The sequence below is a fragment of the Prevotella heparinolytica genome (assembly GCF_004342845.1).
GTDB lineage: Bacteria > Bacteroidota > Bacteroidia > Bacteroidales > Bacteroidaceae > Bacteroides > Bacteroides heparinolyticus.
In genome coordinates, this window is sequence record NZ_SLXB01000008.1 from 22,748 (window position 1) to 41,809 (window position 19,062).

General features: G+C 49.1%; 9 protein-coding genes. 5 read left to right on the plus strand and 4 right to left on the minus strand.

The features are described from left to right. Positions 1-64: 64 nt before the first annotated feature. Together mgtE and rsmA are read right to left on the minus strand one after the other, a co-directional pair. A complete protein-coding gene (gene mgtE / locus EV202_RS05765; RefSeq protein WP_165899398.1) occupies positions 65-1,411 on the minus strand; it encodes a magnesium transporter in 1,347 nt (448 codons plus the stop codon). Between the two features lie 77 nt (positions 1,412-1,488). Beyond that, a complete protein-coding gene (rsmA, locus tag EV202_RS05770; protein ID WP_131926005.1) occupies positions 1,489-2,280 on the minus strand; it encodes a 16S rRNA (adenine(1518)-N(6)/adenine(1519)-N(6))-dimethyltransferase RsmA in 792 nt (263 codons plus the stop codon). Positions 2,281-2,446: 166 nt separating this feature from the next. Here rsmA and EV202_RS05775 point away from each other — a divergent pair, with 166 nt between their 5' ends. Continuing rightward, positions 2,447-3,463 (plus strand): lysylphosphatidylglycerol synthase transmembrane domain-containing protein, encoded by a 1,017-nt coding sequence (locus tag EV202_RS05775; RefSeq protein ID WP_131926007.1) that lies wholly within the window; start codon positions 2,447-2,449, stop codon positions 3,461-3,463. A 274-nt stretch (positions 3,464-3,737) separates the two neighbouring features. Here EV202_RS05775 and EV202_RS05780 read toward each other — a convergent pair whose 3' ends face one another. Beyond that, positions 3,738-7,721 (minus strand): hybrid sensor histidine kinase/response regulator transcription factor, encoded by a 3,984-nt coding sequence (locus EV202_RS05780; protein WP_234878247.1) that lies wholly within the window; start codon positions 7,719-7,721, stop codon positions 3,738-3,740. Next, entirely contained in the window at positions 7,714-12,177 is a 4,464-nt protein-coding gene (locus EV202_RS05785; RefSeq protein WP_131926009.1) for a hybrid sensor histidine kinase/response regulator transcription factor, read from the minus strand. The genes EV202_RS05780 and EV202_RS05785 overlap by 8 nt, the downstream gene beginning before the upstream one ends. 94 nt (positions 12,178-12,271) lie before the next feature. On the opposite strand from EV202_RS05785, the gene EV202_RS05790 reads away from it, so the two are divergent. From EV202_RS05790 to EV202_RS05805, 4 genes are all read left to right on the plus strand, one after another. Next, complete coding sequence (locus EV202_RS05790) at positions 12,272-13,426, plus strand: dienelactone hydrolase family protein (RefSeq protein ID WP_131926010.1); 1,155 nt, start codon at positions 12,272-12,274, stop codon at positions 13,424-13,426. A 292-nt stretch (positions 13,427-13,718) separates the two neighbouring features. Next, on the plus strand, positions 13,719-14,249 hold the full coding sequence (locus EV202_RS05795) for an RNA polymerase sigma-70 factor (RefSeq protein ID WP_106040529.1): 531 nt from the start codon (positions 13,719-13,721) through the stop codon (positions 14,247-14,249). 132 nt (positions 14,250-14,381) lie between these two features. Further along, positions 14,382-15,566, plus strand: a complete 1,185-nt coding sequence (locus EV202_RS05800; protein ID WP_131926012.1) for a FecR family protein — start codon at positions 14,382-14,384, stop codon at positions 15,564-15,566. A 174-nt stretch (positions 15,567-15,740) separates the two neighbouring features. Beyond that, positions 15,741-19,052, plus strand: coding sequence for a TonB-dependent receptor (locus EV202_RS05805; protein WP_131926014.1), 3,312 nt, complete (start codon positions 15,741-15,743; stop codon positions 19,050-19,052). The last annotated feature ends 10 nt before the right edge of the window (positions 19,053-19,062 follow it).

A 19,062-nucleotide genomic window follows, 5' to 3' on the forward strand; every position in this document is an offset into this window, starting at 1 on the left:
AAATTAATGAAATAAAAAGATTACTTCATATATTTTTCCTTAATATTTTCTCTTTTTCTTCCATTTATGATAACAGCACGGTAATACCCATGTAAAGCATCATGCCTATAATGTCATTGGTAATTGAAATAAACGGACCGGTAGCGATGGCCGGATCAACCTTCAACTTCTCCAATGTCATGGGCACCAACGTACCGAAGATAGAAGCGAACATCACGACCGCAAAGAGACTGATGGAAACGGAGTAAGTGACCGTGGCCGTTGCCCCGAAGCGGATAAAATTATAAATATATACCAACAAAGAAATAATGGTGGCATTGATGGCCGCCACAACAGATTCCTTAGCAATCTGCTTGAAAGTATCTTTAGCCTCCAAGGAACTGTTGGCCAGTCCTTGCACGATGATGGCCGAAGACTGGGTTCCCACGTTTCCACCCGTACCGCCTATCAACGGAATGTAGAGAGCCATTTCGGGATGAGCGGCAAAAGTAGTATCAAAGTTGCCCAATATCATAGAGTTGCCTATACCGCCCAACATGCCGATGAGCAACCACGGCAGGCGGGCAGATGTCTGACGCATTACGTTGTCGTCTGTCTCCACATCCTGAGACAAACCCGAAGCCAACTGGTAGTCGCGTTCCGACTGTTCACGCACCTCATCCATGACATCGTCCACAGTGATCTGTCCCACCAGACGCCCTATACTGTCTATCACAGGAACCGCCACCAAGTCGTACTTTTCGATGACCTGCACCACTTCGTCGATGGAAGTGTCTACATGGACGGAAATAGGGTCTTTCTTCATCACATGTTTCACCTTAGAGACAGACGGAGAGGTTATCATTTTCTTCAACGGAAAGACTCCTTGCAGGCGGTCTTCATCGTCGATGACATACACGTAATAGATTTCGTCCAGTTTTTCAGCTTGCAAGCGCATCTCTTTCAGGCACTCCGGCATACTCCAATTCTCATTGACGGTCACCATCTCGGTTCCCATCAATCCACCGGCCGTGTCTTCATCATACTTCAACAAGTCTACGATGTCTCCCGCCTGTTCAATGTCCTCGATGTGCGAAAGGATTTCCTCCTGCTTTTCCTCATCAAGTTCGCGTATCAGGTCTACGGCATCGTCCGTATCCATGTAATCAACGAAGCGCTTGGCAATGGTCTCCGAAGGAAGGATTTCCAGAAATTCTTTCCGGACATCTTCATCCATCTCCACCAACACGTCGGCTGCGGTTTCATTGTCCAGAAGACGGTAGACGAAACGGGCCTCCTCCGAATCAAGGTCATTGCATAGCTCCGCAATATCCGCCGGGTGGAGGTCAATCAAAAGCGCCTTGACAGTATCTGCGTCCTTTTCTTCAATCAGCCCTTTGACTCTATCTATATATTCTTCAGTTATTTCCATGTGTAAATCAGTGATGAGTGATGAACGATTAACGATGAGTGATGAGCGGTGAACGATAAGCGGTGAATCACTAACCGCTAACCACGTTTTTCCGGAACTGCTGCCACTCTGTTTGTCAAATCAATAAATTCTTGCACGGATAGTTGTTCGGGACGTTTGTTGAACAACGGATCTTCCGTCAGCGGACAATCTTTTCCAAGTATCGGTTTTATGGAGTTCCGCAATGTCTTACGGCGTTGGTTAAAGGTCGTCTTCACTATCTGTTTGAACAGTTTCTCGTCACATCCCAACGCTTGCGTTTCGTTGCGCGTCATGCGGATAACGGCACTCTTCACTTTCGGCGGAGGATTGAACACATGTTCGTGCACAGTGAACAGATACTCTACCTTGTACCATGCCTGTATCAGCACGCTCAATATGCCGTATGCCTTGTTGCCTGGCCCTGAGGCAATGCGTTCGGCCACCTCTTTCTGTATCATGCCCGTGCAACAGGGAATCAAGTCTTTATACTCCAGCATCTTGAAAAATATCTGGCTGGAAATATTATAAGGATAGTTTCCCGTCAGTACAAAAGGCCGACCGCCGAACAATCGTTGCAGGTTCATCTTGAGGAAATCGTCCTCGATGATATGGTCTTCCAATTGCGAAAAGGCTTCCCTCAGATAAGCCACCGACTCGTAGTCCAGCTCCACCACTTTCACCTCACGCCCCTTAGGCAGGAGAAAACGTGTCAACACGCCCATCCCCGGTCCTACTTCGAGAATAGGTATTTCGGGACAAGCATCCACCGTGTCGGCAATGTCCTGCGCCACCTTTCGGTCGTTCAGGAAATGTTGGCCGAGAAACTTTTTGGGTTTAACTAATCTCATGTATCAACTAAATCATTACTTTTGCTCCGCAAACGTAAGCCGTCATTCGTCATTACAATCCCTACGGATTGGTTTTGTAATGAGGCATAACCTGCTTTTGCGGAACAAAGGTAATTCTTTTCAACGAAGAATAAAGAATGATGAATGAAGAATTTGGATATATCAGATGAAGAAACTGCTGAAAAAGACACTGAAAGCCGTACTGCCCATCCTTTTGGGGGGATTTATCCTTTATTGGGTATATCGTGATTTTGACTTCGGAAGGGTGAAGACAGTGCTTCTGCACGCCACAAACTGGTGGTGGATGCTTTATTCTCTCTTGTTCGGTGTCATGAGTCATGTGTTTCGCGGCTGGCGTTGGAAACAGACATTGGCGCCTTTGAATGCCCATCCCAAGACGAACGATTGCGTGGATGCCATTTTTGTGTCGTACGCGGCCAATCTGATACTGCCCCGTTTGGGCGAGGTGTCGCGTTGCGGCGTGCTTGCCAGATACGACAACGTGTCCTTTGCCAAATCGCTGGGGACGGTAGTAACCGAGCGGCTGGTCGATACACTCTGCATCTTGCTGATTATGGGTATCACCTTTCTGCTGCAAATGCCGGTATTTTTCCGTTTCTTTGAAGAAACGGGCACAAAAATCCCCTCATTGCTGCATCTGGTCACCTCTCCTTGGTTTTATGTCGTGCTTTTCTGCATCATCGGAGTGGCGGTGCTTCTTTATTTCTTGCTGCGGATGCTCTCTTTTTTTGAAAAAGTGAAAGGGGTCGTACTGAATGTGTGGGAAGGGGTGATGTCGCTCCGGAAAGTAAAAAACATCCCGTTATTCATCCTTTACACCCTGCTCATCTGGATTTGCTATTTCTACCATTTCTATATCACCTTTTACTGCTTTCCTTTTACGGAACAGCTTAGCTACCTTGCCGGATTGGTGATGTTTGTAGGCGGCACTTTTGCCGTCATTGTCCCTACGCCGAACGGTGCAGGGTCTTGGCACTTTGCCGTCATCACCATGATGATGCTTTATGGAGTGAATGCCACGGATGCCGGCATTTTTGCACTGATAGTGCATGGCGTACAGACATTGCTGGTCATCGTATTGGGCATTTGGGGATGGATGCACCTTTCGTTGACAAACCGGACGAAGAGCGACAAAACGGTAACAGAAGATGCTGTAAAATAAAAAAGGGAAGTCTCACGACTTCCACAATTCTTCTAACCTTAAATCTAAATCTCTATGAAAAAAACGTGTTGCAAAGATAGCGTTTTATTGCACACGACATTCCCTCCAAACCCTATAAAGAAGAAAAATATATATAATATATGCTAAAACAGACTTGTTTAATGGTATAGATTCACTTCTTCGTTCAATTATGGAGGTTGTAAACATGCCGGTGTCGCATCTTCCTCCCTACGGGATAGCACCTTCACCGTCTGCCACCGCTAATCCCTAATCGTCAACCGCTATTCTTCCGCCACTGCCCCGGCGTCATCCCCTTTTCGGACTTGAAGAGGGTGCTGAAATTGCGTGCATGGCGGAAGCCCGATTGTTCGGCCACTTCGGATATCCCCAAATCTGTCTCTTGAAGTAAGCGGATGGCATGTTCCATGCGGCAACGGACGATATACTCGCCCAAACCGATGTCCATCACCCCCTTCAGCTTATTGTAGAGCGTGGCACGGCTCATACCCATGTGGGAGGCAAGAAAGGAGACGTCCATCGCAGGGTTGCCAATGTTTTCGCAGATGATGTGTTGCAGTCGCAGCAGCAGTTCTTCGTCACGATGATTGCGCGGAGCAACGGGTGAAGCCGGCAAGTCGGCGGCAGGCCGATAGTGTTCCTTCACGATGTGGCGTGCATGCAGAATGGTATGTATGCGCAGGCTGAGCATCTCCATGTCGAACGGTTTGGTGATGTAGGCTTCGGCACCCGCCTTATAGCCCTCTTCCATCACCTCCTCGTCGGCACAAGCGGTGAGCAGTATCACGGGGATATAGTCCAGTTCGGGACGTTGCTTGATGTGGCGGCAGAGCTTCAGGCCGTCCATGCGGGGCATCCGGACGTCGCTCACCACAATCTGCGGCGCTTTGGAAGCAAGCAGGGGCAACGCCTCCAAGCCGTCGTGAGCCTCGTAGACCTCCTCGAAGAGGGCTTGCAACTCGCACACCAGCAAGTGGCACAAGTCGCGGTCGTCCTCCACAATCAGTATCGAGTGGTACTTCTCCTGCCCCACCGATTGCACATTTTCCACCTTCGGCAAAGGCATGTCGGGGGCAAGGCGGTTCAGCAACTCGATGCGGGGAGACGACTTGATGTGAGCGGCCTCGGTGCGGAGGGGCAAGGTGAACGAGAAAGTGGCCCCGTGCGTGCCGTCGTCGTTGGCATGCGCGCTGATGAGGCCTCCGTGCATCTCGACCAGCCGGCGGGCGTACGAGAGGCCGATGCCCGTCCCCTCCAGACCATGGTCGCCGCGATAGAATCGGGTGAAGAGACGCGGAAGGTCTTCGTCGCGAAGCCCGATGCCGTGGTCGGTGACGGTGACGCGCAGGAATGAGCCGCCGTCTTCGCACGAGGTGCGCACAACGGTCTCCGTGTCTGCTTCGCTGAACTTGTAGGCATTGGTCAGCAGGTTGCTCATCACGATTTCGCACTGCGCACGGTCGAGGCAGACCGTCCCTATACGCCGGTCCGGCTCGAAGCGGAGGGTGATGCCGCGTTCGCCGAACTCCATCCGGAAGTCGTCGAGCACACCTCCCAGCCACTCGTTGAAGGGAACGGCGGACATGCGCAGGATGTTCTCCTCCACCTCCATGCACCGTATGTTCAGAATCATGTCGATGAGGTTCTTCATCTGTCGTGTCTGCTTGAAGATGCCCCGCAACCGGATGCGCACCTCGTGGGGAATGTTCCGGCCGGTGGCAAGCTGCTTCAACGGCGTGTAAATCAGCGTGAGCGGCGTGCGCAGTTCGTGGCTGATATTGATCAGGGCACGCACCTTGTCCTTGTATATCATCCGTTCTTTCTCCCTCAACTCATCTTGCATCCGCTTCTCGCGGGCACGAATGGCAAGCACCGCCGCCAACAGCAACAGCACACCCACCGCCACAAGAAAAGGAGTGCGTAGCCACCACGGGGGCAACACGGTAAGTGTCAGCAACGGGAAAAGTCCGGTCCATTCGCCGTTATCGGCAGTGCATTGACCTGTAATGCGATACGTACCCGGAGGAAGGGTTTGCAAAGTCAGCTTCGGACGGGAAGTCTCGATGTAGCCCTCGTTCAGTCCGCCGATACGGAAGCGATAAATGCGTTTATGGAACAGGTCGGCTCCACTGAGGCTTACAGAGAGGTTGAGCGAAGTGAAACCATTCTCCACTTCCATCATTCCGTCGGACGGCAGAGCCACAGGCGCACCTTCCAAAAGCGCCTCTTGCAGGAACAGCCTCGGAATGCGTGGAAGGGCGTCTTCCTTCAGTGCCGGGTTCACGCGCAACAGTCCTTCGGAGCCTCCCATATAGACACTACCGTCGCGAGCGTTCAGCACAGGCTTGGGCAGGAAATCGTTGGGCAACACGCCGTCCGTCTCGCTGTAAATGACGAAATGCCGCCGTTGTGGGTCGTAGGCATACAGCACGCCTACCGCACCCATCCACACCGTACCGTCGCGTCCGGCAACCAACGAAGTCACCAAATCATTGCCATCGGGAAGAACGATGTTCTCCGGTTTCTGCCTTCCGGGTAAAAGACGGCTCACACCTCCGGGTTCGGCAAACCACAACGTTCCGTCCGAGCCGAGAGCGGCGGTCAGTATTCGGTTGACAGCACGCTCTACGACGTATCGGAAGCTGTCGGTAGCCCGGTTGTGGCAGAAGATACGTGTGCGGTCGTGATAATAATCTTCGGTTCCCGCCGTACCTATGTATATCCACGAAGGAGCCGTCCGGGGCAAGCCGGTGCGTATGGGTGTCAACAATCCTTTATGAGGATGATAGCGATAGGCGGCCGAACCGTAAATCTCAATCCCTCCGTCAGAGGTAGGGCGCAGGTTGACGGGACTTCCCGAAGCCTCCAGCCTCCTCTGTATTTCCTTATCAGGCAAAGCGATGCGCCGATAAGCACCCGTGCGTTTGTTCAGAGCGAAAAGTCCGCGTGTAAAGCTGGAGAGCAACAGCTCGGTGTCCGACAAGGGACAAAGCGAAACAATCTTTTCGCCCTCCGTGGCCGGATAGTGTACAAACTCTTCCGTATCAGGCGAAAAGCGGTTCACTCCCCCACCATCCGTACCTATCCAAAGCGTTCCGTCACTCTCTTCCCAAAGGCACAAAGGGCACTTGTCCGACAGCCCGAGCCGTGGATTCAACGAGGCCTTGGTATAGGTCTTGATAAAACTCTTTCGTGCGCCGAGTACACCTTCGCGCACCATACCTATCCACAAATAGTCGTCCGTGGGACAAAGGCAGGTGGCGGAGTTGGCAGGGAAATTGGGAGAGTTTTGCGCAGTGATGTGCTGCACGGTTCCGGTATCCGTATAAAGCACATTGACACCCCCGCCATCCGTAGCCATCCAAAGAGCGCCTCCCCACTCCTTGATGTCGAGCACGATGTCGTTATTCAACCTGCCGTTGGAACGGTTATACTCCGCCAGCAGTGTGCCATCGTGCGCATAGCACTTCACCCCCCTGCCGTAACAGGCAATCCAGTAGTGCTCCTTTTTGTCCCGATAGAGGTAATTCACCGCCGAAACATCTCCCTGCATGGGTGCCGCAATGATGTTTCCGTTTCGCTTGTTCAGCAACATCAACCGCCCGGATGAGTCGTTCATCAGAAAGTGCTCTTCATCATAGGGCAGCAACTGCTCCGGACGTACTCCCCGCAATGAAAAGGGAATGGCATATAGCGGCGCTTTGTTCAGATCGTAAATCAGCAAAGAGTCTGCCACGGGCACAATGACCTGATCTCCGTGGGGTACGACATGATTGGCCGCTACCGGCTTTCCGTCTCGAAACAACGGCTTCAGGTCTCGTTGCTCCAGTTCGTAACAAAGTACCCCGCCGATGGTGGTAAACCAGATGCGTCCGCTTTTATCCCCTTGTATGTGCAGTACGTGGTGGAGATTATTGGCAACGCCGACCATATCACACCCATCTGCGATATATTTCCTTATCTTCTCTCCGTTGAACCGATATACGCCCTGTTTGGTTCCTATCCATAAAGACCCTCTGCCATCGTCGTACAGTGCGGTGACGGACGAAGGCAAACCTTCGTTGATAGACAATTGCTTGAAGTGATAGTAAGGCGTTTTGTTTGCCCCTGCCCGTAATGAGAGCAGGCATAAGAAAAGCAAAACAAACAGGCTTCCGAACCTTTTTCCAAGACTGTTCGCCAAGTATTCTTCCATGTATTTCAGACTTAAATCCTGCATAAAAAGGAATATTCTATCCATTCTTTCCTCTATCCCTGTACTCCGTCGGGGTCATCCCCATCTTCTGCTTGAAGCACTTGCTGAAATAGCGCGGGTCGTTGATGCCCACCATATAGGAGATTTGAGTCATGGTATATTCGCCGGTTTCAATGAGCTGAACGGCACGATTGATACGCATTTCCTTAATAAACTCAATCGGTGCCAAACCTGTCAATGTCTTCAGCTTCTTAAAGAAAACAGAACGGCTGACTGCCAACTCCTGCACCAAATCATCCACAACCAAATCACCGTTATCCATATTCTTCTCCATCAGTTCCCGCAGTTTATCCATAAATTTGCGGTCATTAGGCGATAGCTCCGGAGCTTTTTGTTCTTCTGCTCCTTCCGCCGTCAGAGACGAGGCTGCTGTTCCGGAAGAGATTAAATCAGCCCGGTATAGCTCCTGAAGTTTACGGCGTTGCATCAACAGATTCTTGACACGCGCCTTCAGATACGTCGCACTGAAAGGCTTCGTAATGTAATCGTCCGCACCGAACTCCAACCCTTCCACCTTACTTTCCATGGAGGTCTTTGCCGTCAGCAAAACAATGGGAATGTGGCTGGTGGTCATATCGGCTCGCAAATCGCGGGTCATGGAGATACCGTCTTTTTCCGGCATCATCACGTCGCTGATAATGATATCCGGAAGGAACTTCAGGGCCTTGCTCATCCCTTGCACACCGTCTACCGCCTCCACAACCCGATACTCGGATGCAAAAACTGTGCGCAGGAACAGCCGTAATTCCGAGTTATCTTCCACCAGCAACATGGTCTCCTTATCCACTGCCGCCTCTTCATCCTCTTGTTCCTGCAATTCTTCTTGTTCTGCCGTATGCGAATGAACCGCTTCATCCGCATCCATCACCTGCCCTGCCATTTCCACTCTTGCCGCCGCATCATCCTGAAGGAACTCCACTCCGTCATCGTAATGTTCTTTACCCTTCAGGAAATCGACCTTAAAACAACTGCCCTCGCCCAACTTACTGTCAACGGAAATCACGGCTTTATGCATTTCAACCAGCTCTTTCACCAACGACAGGCCTATTCCTGTACTCGACTGATTAAACAACCCTCGGTCTACCAGATTCTCAAACCGCAGAAAGATTGACTTCTTCTTGTTTTCGGCAATGCCGATGCCTTGATCTTCCACCCCGACAGATACGGATTTCTCTTCTTCACGAACAAAGACCGTTATCATTTTCCCGTCAGGGGTGTATTTAAACGCATTGGATAACAGGTTGAACACTATCTTTTCATACTTGTCGACATCCACCCATAGATAAAGCTCTTCCTTCTCCGTCTCAAACAAAAAGTCGATACGATGCTCTTCGGCCATGGCATCAAAACTCTCCATAATCTTACGGGTAAACGCCACGACATTGACGCGCTGCACCTGCATCTTCATTTTCCGGTTCTGTATCTTGCGGAAATCGAGAATCTGATTAATCAGGCGAAGCATGCGGTTGGTATTGCGCTCTACTACCAGAAGCTGCTCGCGAGCGTCATCCGGCAGTGTGGTATTCGCCAAGACATGCTCCACAGGGCCTGAAATCAGAGTCAGGGGGGTGCGCAATTCATGGGAGATGTCCGTAAAGAAACGCAATTTCATATCAGCCATTTGCCGTTCCATATCTACCCGATGTTTCAACCGGTAGATGGTGAACAAGATATATACCGCCGTAATGATAATAAGCAGCACCAACAAGATGTAGAGGGCATAGGCAAAAGGCGTTTCCCAAAACGAAGGAAGTACCTCTATATCGAGTGTACGGATATTATCCACCCATACTCCATCGGCATTCGTCGAGCGCACTTTAAAGACATAGTCTCCTTTGGGAAGATTCGTATATGTAGCCATCCGTTGTTTACCCACATAGTTCCATGATTTTTCAAATCCCTCCAGAATATAGGCATACTGAATCTCGGACGGAGCCGAGTAATCGAGCGCCGCATATTGAATGGTGAAGATATTTTCTTTGTGAGACAGCTCCAGTTTGCGCGTGTCGTCCAGACTTTGCTTCAAGACCGACTTCTCTCCGGGCATTACATTCTCATTGGAAAGCAACAGACCGGATAATACAATGGGAGGAACGTAATCGCTCTTGCGTGTGGAATCGGGGTTGAACACAAAGATGCCGTTGCTTGCACCGAACAGGACATTGCCCTGAGAAGTGCAGGCAGCAGCCGCCTCGCTGAAACGTACCCGGGAAAAAACACCTTTATTATCATAATTCTCAAATCTTTCTTCCGAAGGAATAAACTTGCTGATACCGTTCTCGGTACTCATCCAAAGATTGGCACTGCCATCCTCGATTATAGACAAAAGCACATCGGACGGCAACCCGTCTTGTACGGAGTAAGATTTGAACCGGGCATTGCCGTCCCAGTCCAGAGAAACCAGCTTGTTCAACCCTCCGCCGAAGGTGGCCAGATAAAGCTCTTTGTTCCGGGTGGAGATAATCCAGTGAACATCGTTATTGCTCAAGCTATGTATATCTTCCGGCACACGCACGTAATGATGAAAAACGGCATCTTCCGGAGAAGCGAAATCTTCGTTCAGCATCAGGGCTCCCACGGTTGTGCCAATCCAGATATGCCCCCGACCATCGCCGGTAATGAAACGTGCTTTGTAGCAATCGTCTATGGGATAACCCTTCAGGTTATTGCGATGATTGACGAAGATTTCCTTCCCCTCCTTGTCATGCGTCATGTAGTTTACACCGCCGGCAAAGGTAGCCACCCAGATTCTCCCGCGAGCGTCTTCGTACACACAATAAACGTTATCGTCACTCAAACTGTAAATATCATCCCTCCGATACCTGTAACGTGTCAGTTCATAACGTGCATCGCCTTTCCGTTCGGCTTTTACCAAACCGTCTCCTTTCGTTGCAATCCAAAGGCTGCCTTTTTTGTCCTGTAAGATGAAATAAACATTCCCCCGCAACGGAACACCGGTATGTGATATTACGCCTTCCTCCGTCAAATAGCCCCGCTCCTTACGATTTTTATCATACACCCTCAGTTTGCCGTCTTTCAGGCCTACCCAGAGATTGTGTTCCTTGTCCTCGCAAAGTCCCCTCACCTCGTTGCTCAACGATTCGTAATGATGGGGCACAGGGGTAATCATCTCAAATTGCGGGGGACGGAAAGTCACTTTCTCCAAACCCTTTGAGTGGGTGCACATCCATAAATTGCCCTGCCTGTCCGAGAAAGCGGCATGAATCTTATTGGAGAAACGCCAGTTGCCGTCCGCCAAACTATTATAGAAAGGACGCAGACAGTTCTGCTTTCTGTCGAAATAGGAGAATCCTCCTCCGTAAGGATGTACCCACACCATACCGTGGATGTCTTCATGTACATGAAAAGCCGGGCGCGAACGGTCCGTACTGGTAGGTTCCACGGCGATGGTTTCGGTTTTCAGCACCTGTGTTTGGGGATTAAAATGTACAACGATACCCGGTATGTGCTGTTCAAACCACACTTCCGAATATTTGTCCACATAGACGGAATGAACAGGAGCGTCCGGCAAGCGGGACGCCTCATAATGTTTCGTTGTCTTTGTACGGAACTGATACACGTAAAAGCCGTCGGTAGCGGTGGCTATAAGTATCTCGTGTTCATTCAGTTTCTTGATAGATACGATTTTTGAAGTACCCGGCAGTCGGAACAGGCTAAACTTGCCCGTCGGCTTCCGGTAGCACCATATACGCCCGTTCTCCGACCCAAAGAGTATTTCATCGCCCTGCTCCAGACAAGCATAGAATGGCTGTCCGTCCTTCGTTTCTTTTTCTGCCGTCTCCGTAAAAAAAGACACGGGCGTTTTCCTTCCGGACACAAGCATGCCCAATCCATTGTCGGTCAGCATCCACTCATGGCCGGAAAGGTCTTCATACACCTCGCGTACGCGTACGGCCGGAAACAGACCGGTTTCCGCAGCATACCATTCCGTAGTGAGCCTGTAAGTGTCAGGCGACGTTACGACCCGAATCGCTCCCTCCTTTTCGGTAAGCAACCATACGACACCACCGGGTAGAAGCTTGATAGACGTTATTGTGGCAGCGCTTCCTCCTGCATTTCCCGAAGGCACTTGCTCGAATATCTCGGTGCGGGGATCGAAACGATAGACGCGGTTATCATAAGTCAGAAGCCAGAGAAAACCATACCGGTCTTCATACATCCGGTCTATACGGTTATTGGTCAATGCTATTTGGTTGCCCAGCCTCGCTTTATACGTTTTGAATGTATATCCGTCAAAGCGGTTGAGGCCATCCCAAGTGGAGAACCACATGTTCCCCCTGCTGTCCTGCAAGATGCCCATCACCGTGTTTTGAGACAAGCCGTCCTCAGATGAATAATGAGTTAAAAAACAATCGGGCTGCGCGCAGACAGTCCATACATACATCAAACTCGTAATCAGATATAAGATTCTTTTTGCCATAATCAGTCCATTCTGTGCGGTAAAGATACATATTTCATAGAGAATTATCGTATCTTTGTTTTTTATTTAATAATCACAGACAAACCGCCAAGCCATGAGATACACCACCATTCTTTTCTGCCTATTCCTCCTTATGCACTCCACCGCCTCCGCACAAACCGACACCATCCCTTACGGGACAGTGAAGAACATGCCCACTTTCTATGAACAACTGAAGCGGCAGCTGACCTACCCCATGGCATGGGGCAACTCGCCGACAAAGGATTTTGACCGATGGCGTGCAGAAGCCCGCAACATCCTGACGGAATGCATGCAAAACCTTACTCCCGCCCCGCAAAGCTATGACATGGAAACCGTAGACACAGAATCTCGCAACGGATACAAAGCGCATAAAATCCGCTTCAACGTCTCTGCATGGTGCCGCATCCCCGCCTATCTGCTGGTTCCCGATGGCGAGGGACCTTTCCCCGCCATCGTCGTGCTGCACGACCACGGCGCCCTTTTCTCCATCGGCAAGGAGAAGATGATACGCCCCTTCCATGTAGCGCCGGAAACATTGGCCGATGCCGACGACTGGGCAGAACGTTGTTACGACGGCCGGTATGTGGGCGATTATTTTGCAGCCCACGGCTATGCCGTTCTGTCCATCGACGCCTTGTTTTGGGGAGAACGCGGTCGAAAGGAGGGCGTCGACTATGACGGACAGCAGGCACTTGCATCCAATTTCCTGCAAATGGGCAGTTCTTGGGGCGCATTTATCCATATGGACGACGTGCGCAGCGCCGAATTTCTTGCTTCCTTGCCCTTTGTCGATAAAGAGCGAGTGGGATGCCTCGGTTTCTCCATGGGGGCTTATCGTTCATGGATGCTGTCCGCCCTCACCGACTGCGTGAAGGCCTCCGCCTCGATATGCTGGATGAACACCACAGACAGCCTGATGACGCCGAACAATAACCAGAACAAAGGCGGTTCGGCCTACGCCATGCTCATCCCCGGCCTGCGCCGCTATCTGGATTACCCCCATACCGCAAGCATAGCCTGCCCCAAGCCCACCCTCTTCTTCAACGGAACACAAGACAAGCTATTCCCGATAGCCGGAGTGAAAGACGCCTATGCCACCATGCAGTCCGTATGGAAGAGCCGGCATGCGGCAAATCGTCTTGTCACCAAAATCTGGGATGAGAAACATTTTTTCAGCCAAGAGATGCAAAATGAAACTTTGGATTTTTTCAACAAATGGCTGAAGTAACACGTGTTTCGCCACCATGAAACTTTTAGTTTCACCCATTCCCTAAGGATGAGACCCTACTTCCCAATACAACTGAAGCCACTTCCCAATACGAGTGAGGCAGCCTCAGTCGTATTGGGAAGTGGCTTCTCCATACATGGGAACAAATAAGGCCGTAAACACCGTTTCACAACTGCCACACATCGTGCAGGCATGCATCACATATCGCAACCGGCCATTTCTATCCCAAATCCTTGCATACCTCAAGTATTTTAGCGAATATTGCACGTAATTCGTTACAATTATAGAATAGATGTTTCCGCATAATCATATAACAGACATGGACGAACAGCTCTTCAGAAGCTTTGTAGAGGCATATTCGGGCGACCTGTTGTATTATGCGCGCTACCTTGTCCGCTCTAAAGAGGAAGCGGAAGATATTGTGAGCGATGTCTTTGTCGAAGTCTGGCAGAACAGAAATAAACTGGCGGAAATAAAAAAGATAAAAGCATGGCTGCTGACCATTACCCACAACAAAGCTGTCTCTTACCTGCGCAAGAAAGCCGGCTCCATGACCTTCGTCTCATGGGACGATTTGGCCGCACACACCATGCCCGACGAATTGCAGACACCCGACGAACGACTCATCAGCCGGGAAGAGATGACCCGCATCAACAAAGCCATCAACGATTTGCCACCCCGCTGCAAGCAAGTATTTGTTCTGGCCAAGATAGAGAAACTCCCTTATAAAGAGATTGCCACGATGCTGGACATCTCCGTAAAGACCATCAACATACACGTGGCCAAAGCCTTAGAACACATAGCAACAGCCTTGGAAAAATAAATCGGAGAAACAAATAAGCACCCCATTGGGCCTTTCCGGCTGACCCGTTTTCCCACCCGCACAAAAAAAACTATCTTTCGGAATAGGAGATTTTAAAACAAGCTGCGTCATATTAATAACACTGTCACACAGATGGAAGATAAAAAGAACAAAGAAAACGAAAAATACCAACAGTTGGCCTCTTTCTTGGACAACCGTTCAGCCCGCCCCGATGAGAGTTTTTCTCAATCGGAAGAAGAAGATTTGCAGAAGTTGATTTTCTTATGGGACGAGTGCACACCTTCCCGGACAGAGGCAAACGAAGTGTGGGACAAAGCGCTTCGGAAGATAGAAGAGCAGGCCGGCAAACAAACGCCCCGTATCAAGAAGCGCACGGCCCTTATGCTGTATGGCGGACTGGTGGCAGCATCCATCGCGCTCTTGCTCGCCTTTTTCTATTTCCTTAATCAAGGAGGAAAAGACGTTGAAGACGAAAAGGCCAAGATGGAGCAGTTTCTGCTTGCCAACACGGGTGATGAAGAGATAAAAGAAGTGACACTGGTGGTTTCGGACAAGAAAAAAATAGAGATAGCCAACAATGCCCAAGTGGCTTACACACAGGGCGGTCAGGTACAGGTCAATTCCTCCAAAGTAGATGAAGCGCCCGTAGTGGAAGAAGCCGTGGAAGAAACTGAAGAATACAACCAGCTCATCGTACCCAAAGGACGCCGCTCCATGATTGTGCTTGCCGACAATAGCCGTATATGGATAAATTCCGGCAGCAAGGTGATTTATCCGCGCACATTCAAAGGAAAGAAACGACAAATCTTTGTAGAGGGTGAAGCCTACTTGAAAGTAGCGCACAACAAGGAAAAGCCTTTTATAGTCAGTACTTCCGCCTTCGAAGTCGAAGTATTGGGCACATCTTTCAACATTGCCGCACGTAAGGGAAGCAATCGGGCCGATGTCGTACTGGTAGAAGGCTCGGTAGACGTAAAAGACCATCAGGAAAGACATATAAAGATGCAACCCAACGAACGGGTGGAACTGAACGAGGCGGGCATCGCAAAGAAAGAAAAAGTAAACGCGCTCGACTACATCCATTGGGTAGACGGAGTATGGGTGCTGAACGGAAAACCACTGAAAGAGGTATTGCGATATTTGACAGAGTACTATGGACGTCCGATAACCTGTCAACCTTCCATCGCAGATATTCCTTTCTTCGGAAAACTTTATTTGAATGAAGAGTTGGACGCCGTACTGGAATCAATCAAACAAACCTTAGCTCCGGAATTCACCTCTCGAAAAGACGCAATCTATATAGACGAAAACCAATGAGAAAGAAAAACATATTGTTAACCCTAAAACGTTCTAACATGAAATCACAAAAAGAATCGACATAGAACACCCTCCAATAAGGATAAAGAATGGTCGGGCAATATAGCAGGTATTGCCCGACCGGAATTGATTTTAATCCAATCTATTTTTAGTAACCAAAATCAGTACGAAAGTATGAAAAAAGAAATGATTATCGAACGGATAAATAGTCGTTTTATGTCTATTTATCTATTATTATGCGTTTTTTTAGCGACAGAGGGCAGCTTGCTCTCCCTCTATGCTGCGGATTATCGAGGTTCTGAGAACGAGCAAAAAGTGGCAACGGCACAAACGGTGAAGCAAGTGCTTGACCATATCGAGCGCAACAGCAACTATGTCGTTCTGTATTCCGACAATGTGCTACCGGAATTAGAGAAAAAAGTTTCCGTCAATACAAGCGGAAAGGCTGTGACGGAAATCTTGCAAGAACTCTCTTCTACCACGAACCTTGAGTACAAGATGAACGACCGCCAGATTACGGTAGCAAAGAAGTCTCCGGTCACCGCTCCTCAACCACAACAAAATGCAACGATTAAAGTAACCGGCCAAGTAGTTGACGAGAACGGGGAAACCATCCCCGGTGCCAACGTAGTGGTAAAAGGCCAGACCGGAATCGGCACGGTGACCGACTTGGACGGCAAATTTACGTTGGACGTTCCACAAGGCTCTGTATTGGTAATTTCTTTTATCGGATATGTAACACAAGAACATTCCGTGAAAGCCGGAGAAAAGCTGACAGTGAAATTGATTCCCGATGCTCAGGCCTTGGAAGAAGTTGTGGTAGTTGGCTATGGCGTACAAAAGAAAGAAAGTTTGACCGGTGCCATGCAGACAGTGAGTAGCAGTAAGCTGAAAGACATCACTACCCCTTCTGTTGAAAATATGTTGAACGGTAAAGCAGCAGGTGTATACGTGGCTCCGGGTTCCGGCCAACCGGGTGCTTCGGGTGCGGTGGTCATTCGCGGTAAAGTAACATTGAATGGCGGGACAGCACCGCTATGGGTCATTGACGGTGTAATCGTGGGGGCGGATGCCGGACAGTTGAATCCGAACGACATTGAAACCATGACTATCTTGAAAGATGCTTCTTCTACCGCAATCTACGGCTCCGAGGGTGCCAACGGTGTTATTGTGGTTACCACAAAAAGCGGCAGGACTGACAAGATGAGTATCGATGTTTCCGCCAAATTGGGTGTGAGTAACCTGAACAACGGGAATCTGGAGGTGATGAACGGGGCAGAATTATATGACTATTATAATTCATTTTCCAATGCAGGCAGTATAAACTTCGCACGTTGGAATCCCGATTTGCGCAACAGTAATTTCAGTTGGTGGGATTTGGCTACCAAAACAGGGTTTACACAAGATTACAATGTTTCTTTGCAGGGAGGAAATGAAAAACTGAACTCTTTCGTATCCATCGGTGTGTATGACGAAACGGGTACCGTCAAGGGGTATGATTACACCCGCTACAACTTTCGCACAAAGGCCACCTATAAACCGTTCAAGTGGTTGACCGTAAAACCCTCTTTGTCCGGAGCACGTCGCGATATCACTGACACACAGTACAGCGTAGGAGCTATGTATTCCATGCTACCTTGGGACAGTCCTTACGATGAAAAAGGGAATTTAGTACCACATCGTTACTCCGGCTGGGTAAACAACTCTCAAACCAATTATCTGCTCGACCTCAGTTATGGAAACAAATCCAGCTCCCGCTATCTTGAGTTTATGGGAAATTTTGACTTTGACATCAAACTGACCGACTGGCTGACTCTCTCTTCCGTGAACAGTTACAAATACATATCCTATGCAAGTGAAAGCTATACCGACCCTCGCTCCAGTGGCGGTAAAAGTGTGCAAGGACGCGTATCCGATTACAGATGGGAAGCCGCACGCCGCTATACCAATCAGATATTGCGCCTTAATAAAAATTTCGACAAACACTCTATACAAGCATTAGCAGCACACGAGTTCAAAGACTATTGGAGTAAAACACTCGATGTTAATGGAACAGGACTTATCTCCGGTTTCGAAGTATTGGATGTCACTTCATTAGCCGAAAAAGCAAAGGGAGGAATTACAGAATGGGCTGTTGATTCTTACTTTTTCAGAGGAAATTACAGCTATGATAACAAGTATCTGGTAGAAGCTTCGCTTCGTCGTGACGGTGCTTCCAATTTCGGCGACAATGCAAAGTGGGGTAACTTCTTCTCTATCAGTGCAGGTTGGAATGTCAACCGTGAAGAATGGTTCAAATGGGATTTTGTGAATAACTTGAAACTTCGTGCTTCTTATGGCACAGTAGGAAATCGCCCGGATTCTCTTTATCCGCAATATGACCTCTACTCTGTATCTTCAAGTTATAGTTACGACGGTGTTCCCGGTGCCCTAATCAGCCAGATAGGAAATAAAGATTTGACTTGGGAAGAAACGAAAACCATCGGTATAGGTTTGGACTTATCAATGTGGCAAGACCGCTTCCGTTTTACCTTTGATTGGTATTCTAAAAACACAGACAACATTTTGTATGCTGTACCTATTTCCGGTTTGACAGGCGTAACCCGACTTTATAAGAATGTAGGCAAAATGCAAAATCAAGGTTTTGAGGTATCTATTGGTGGAGATATTATCCGTACCAAGGACTGGTTATGGAGCATTGATGCCAATTTAGGCCACAACAGCAATAAGTTGAAAGACTTGTTTCAGACCCGTGCAGCCGACGGCACATACAGTACGGCGCGAATGATCATCAGCGACAATTCCGGAATTGCCGGTAGCGCACAGCGTGTTTTAGAAGTCGGTTCCCCGGTAGATACCTACTGGATGCCGGAATGGGCAGGAGTGAACCCTGAGAACGGTGCGCCGCAATGGTATGATAAAAACGGAGAAAAGACAAGCAAGTACGCAGATGCCGCTTACCGTAAGTGCGGCACTTCCAATCCGAAAGTATTCGGCGGATTCTCCACGGCATTGAAATGGAAAGACATTGATTTCAGTGCAGTATTCGGATATTCTTTAGGCGGACATATATACAACTATTCCCGCCAAGAATATGATGCAGACGGTGCTTACTCCGACCGTAACCAGATGAAACTAAAAGACGGGTGGACACGATGGAAAAAGAACGGAGACGTAGCCACGCATCCTGTCGCCACTTACGGGAACACAAGCAATTCCAATAAGATGTCATCCCGTTATATAGAGAACAGCGACTTCTTGAAACTACGCTCAATCAGCATTGGTTACAATCTGAAGTTACCTCAATATTACATTCAGAATATGCGTATCTTCTTCACCGGTGAGAATCTGCTGACCTTTACAAGCTATTCAGGCGTTGACCCTGAACTGCCGGCCAAGGATGACGGTACTGTAATAGGAACTGCAGGGCCTTCTATCTACCCCTCTGTACGGAAATACATGTTTGGCATTAATCTTACATTCTAAAAAGACAAGT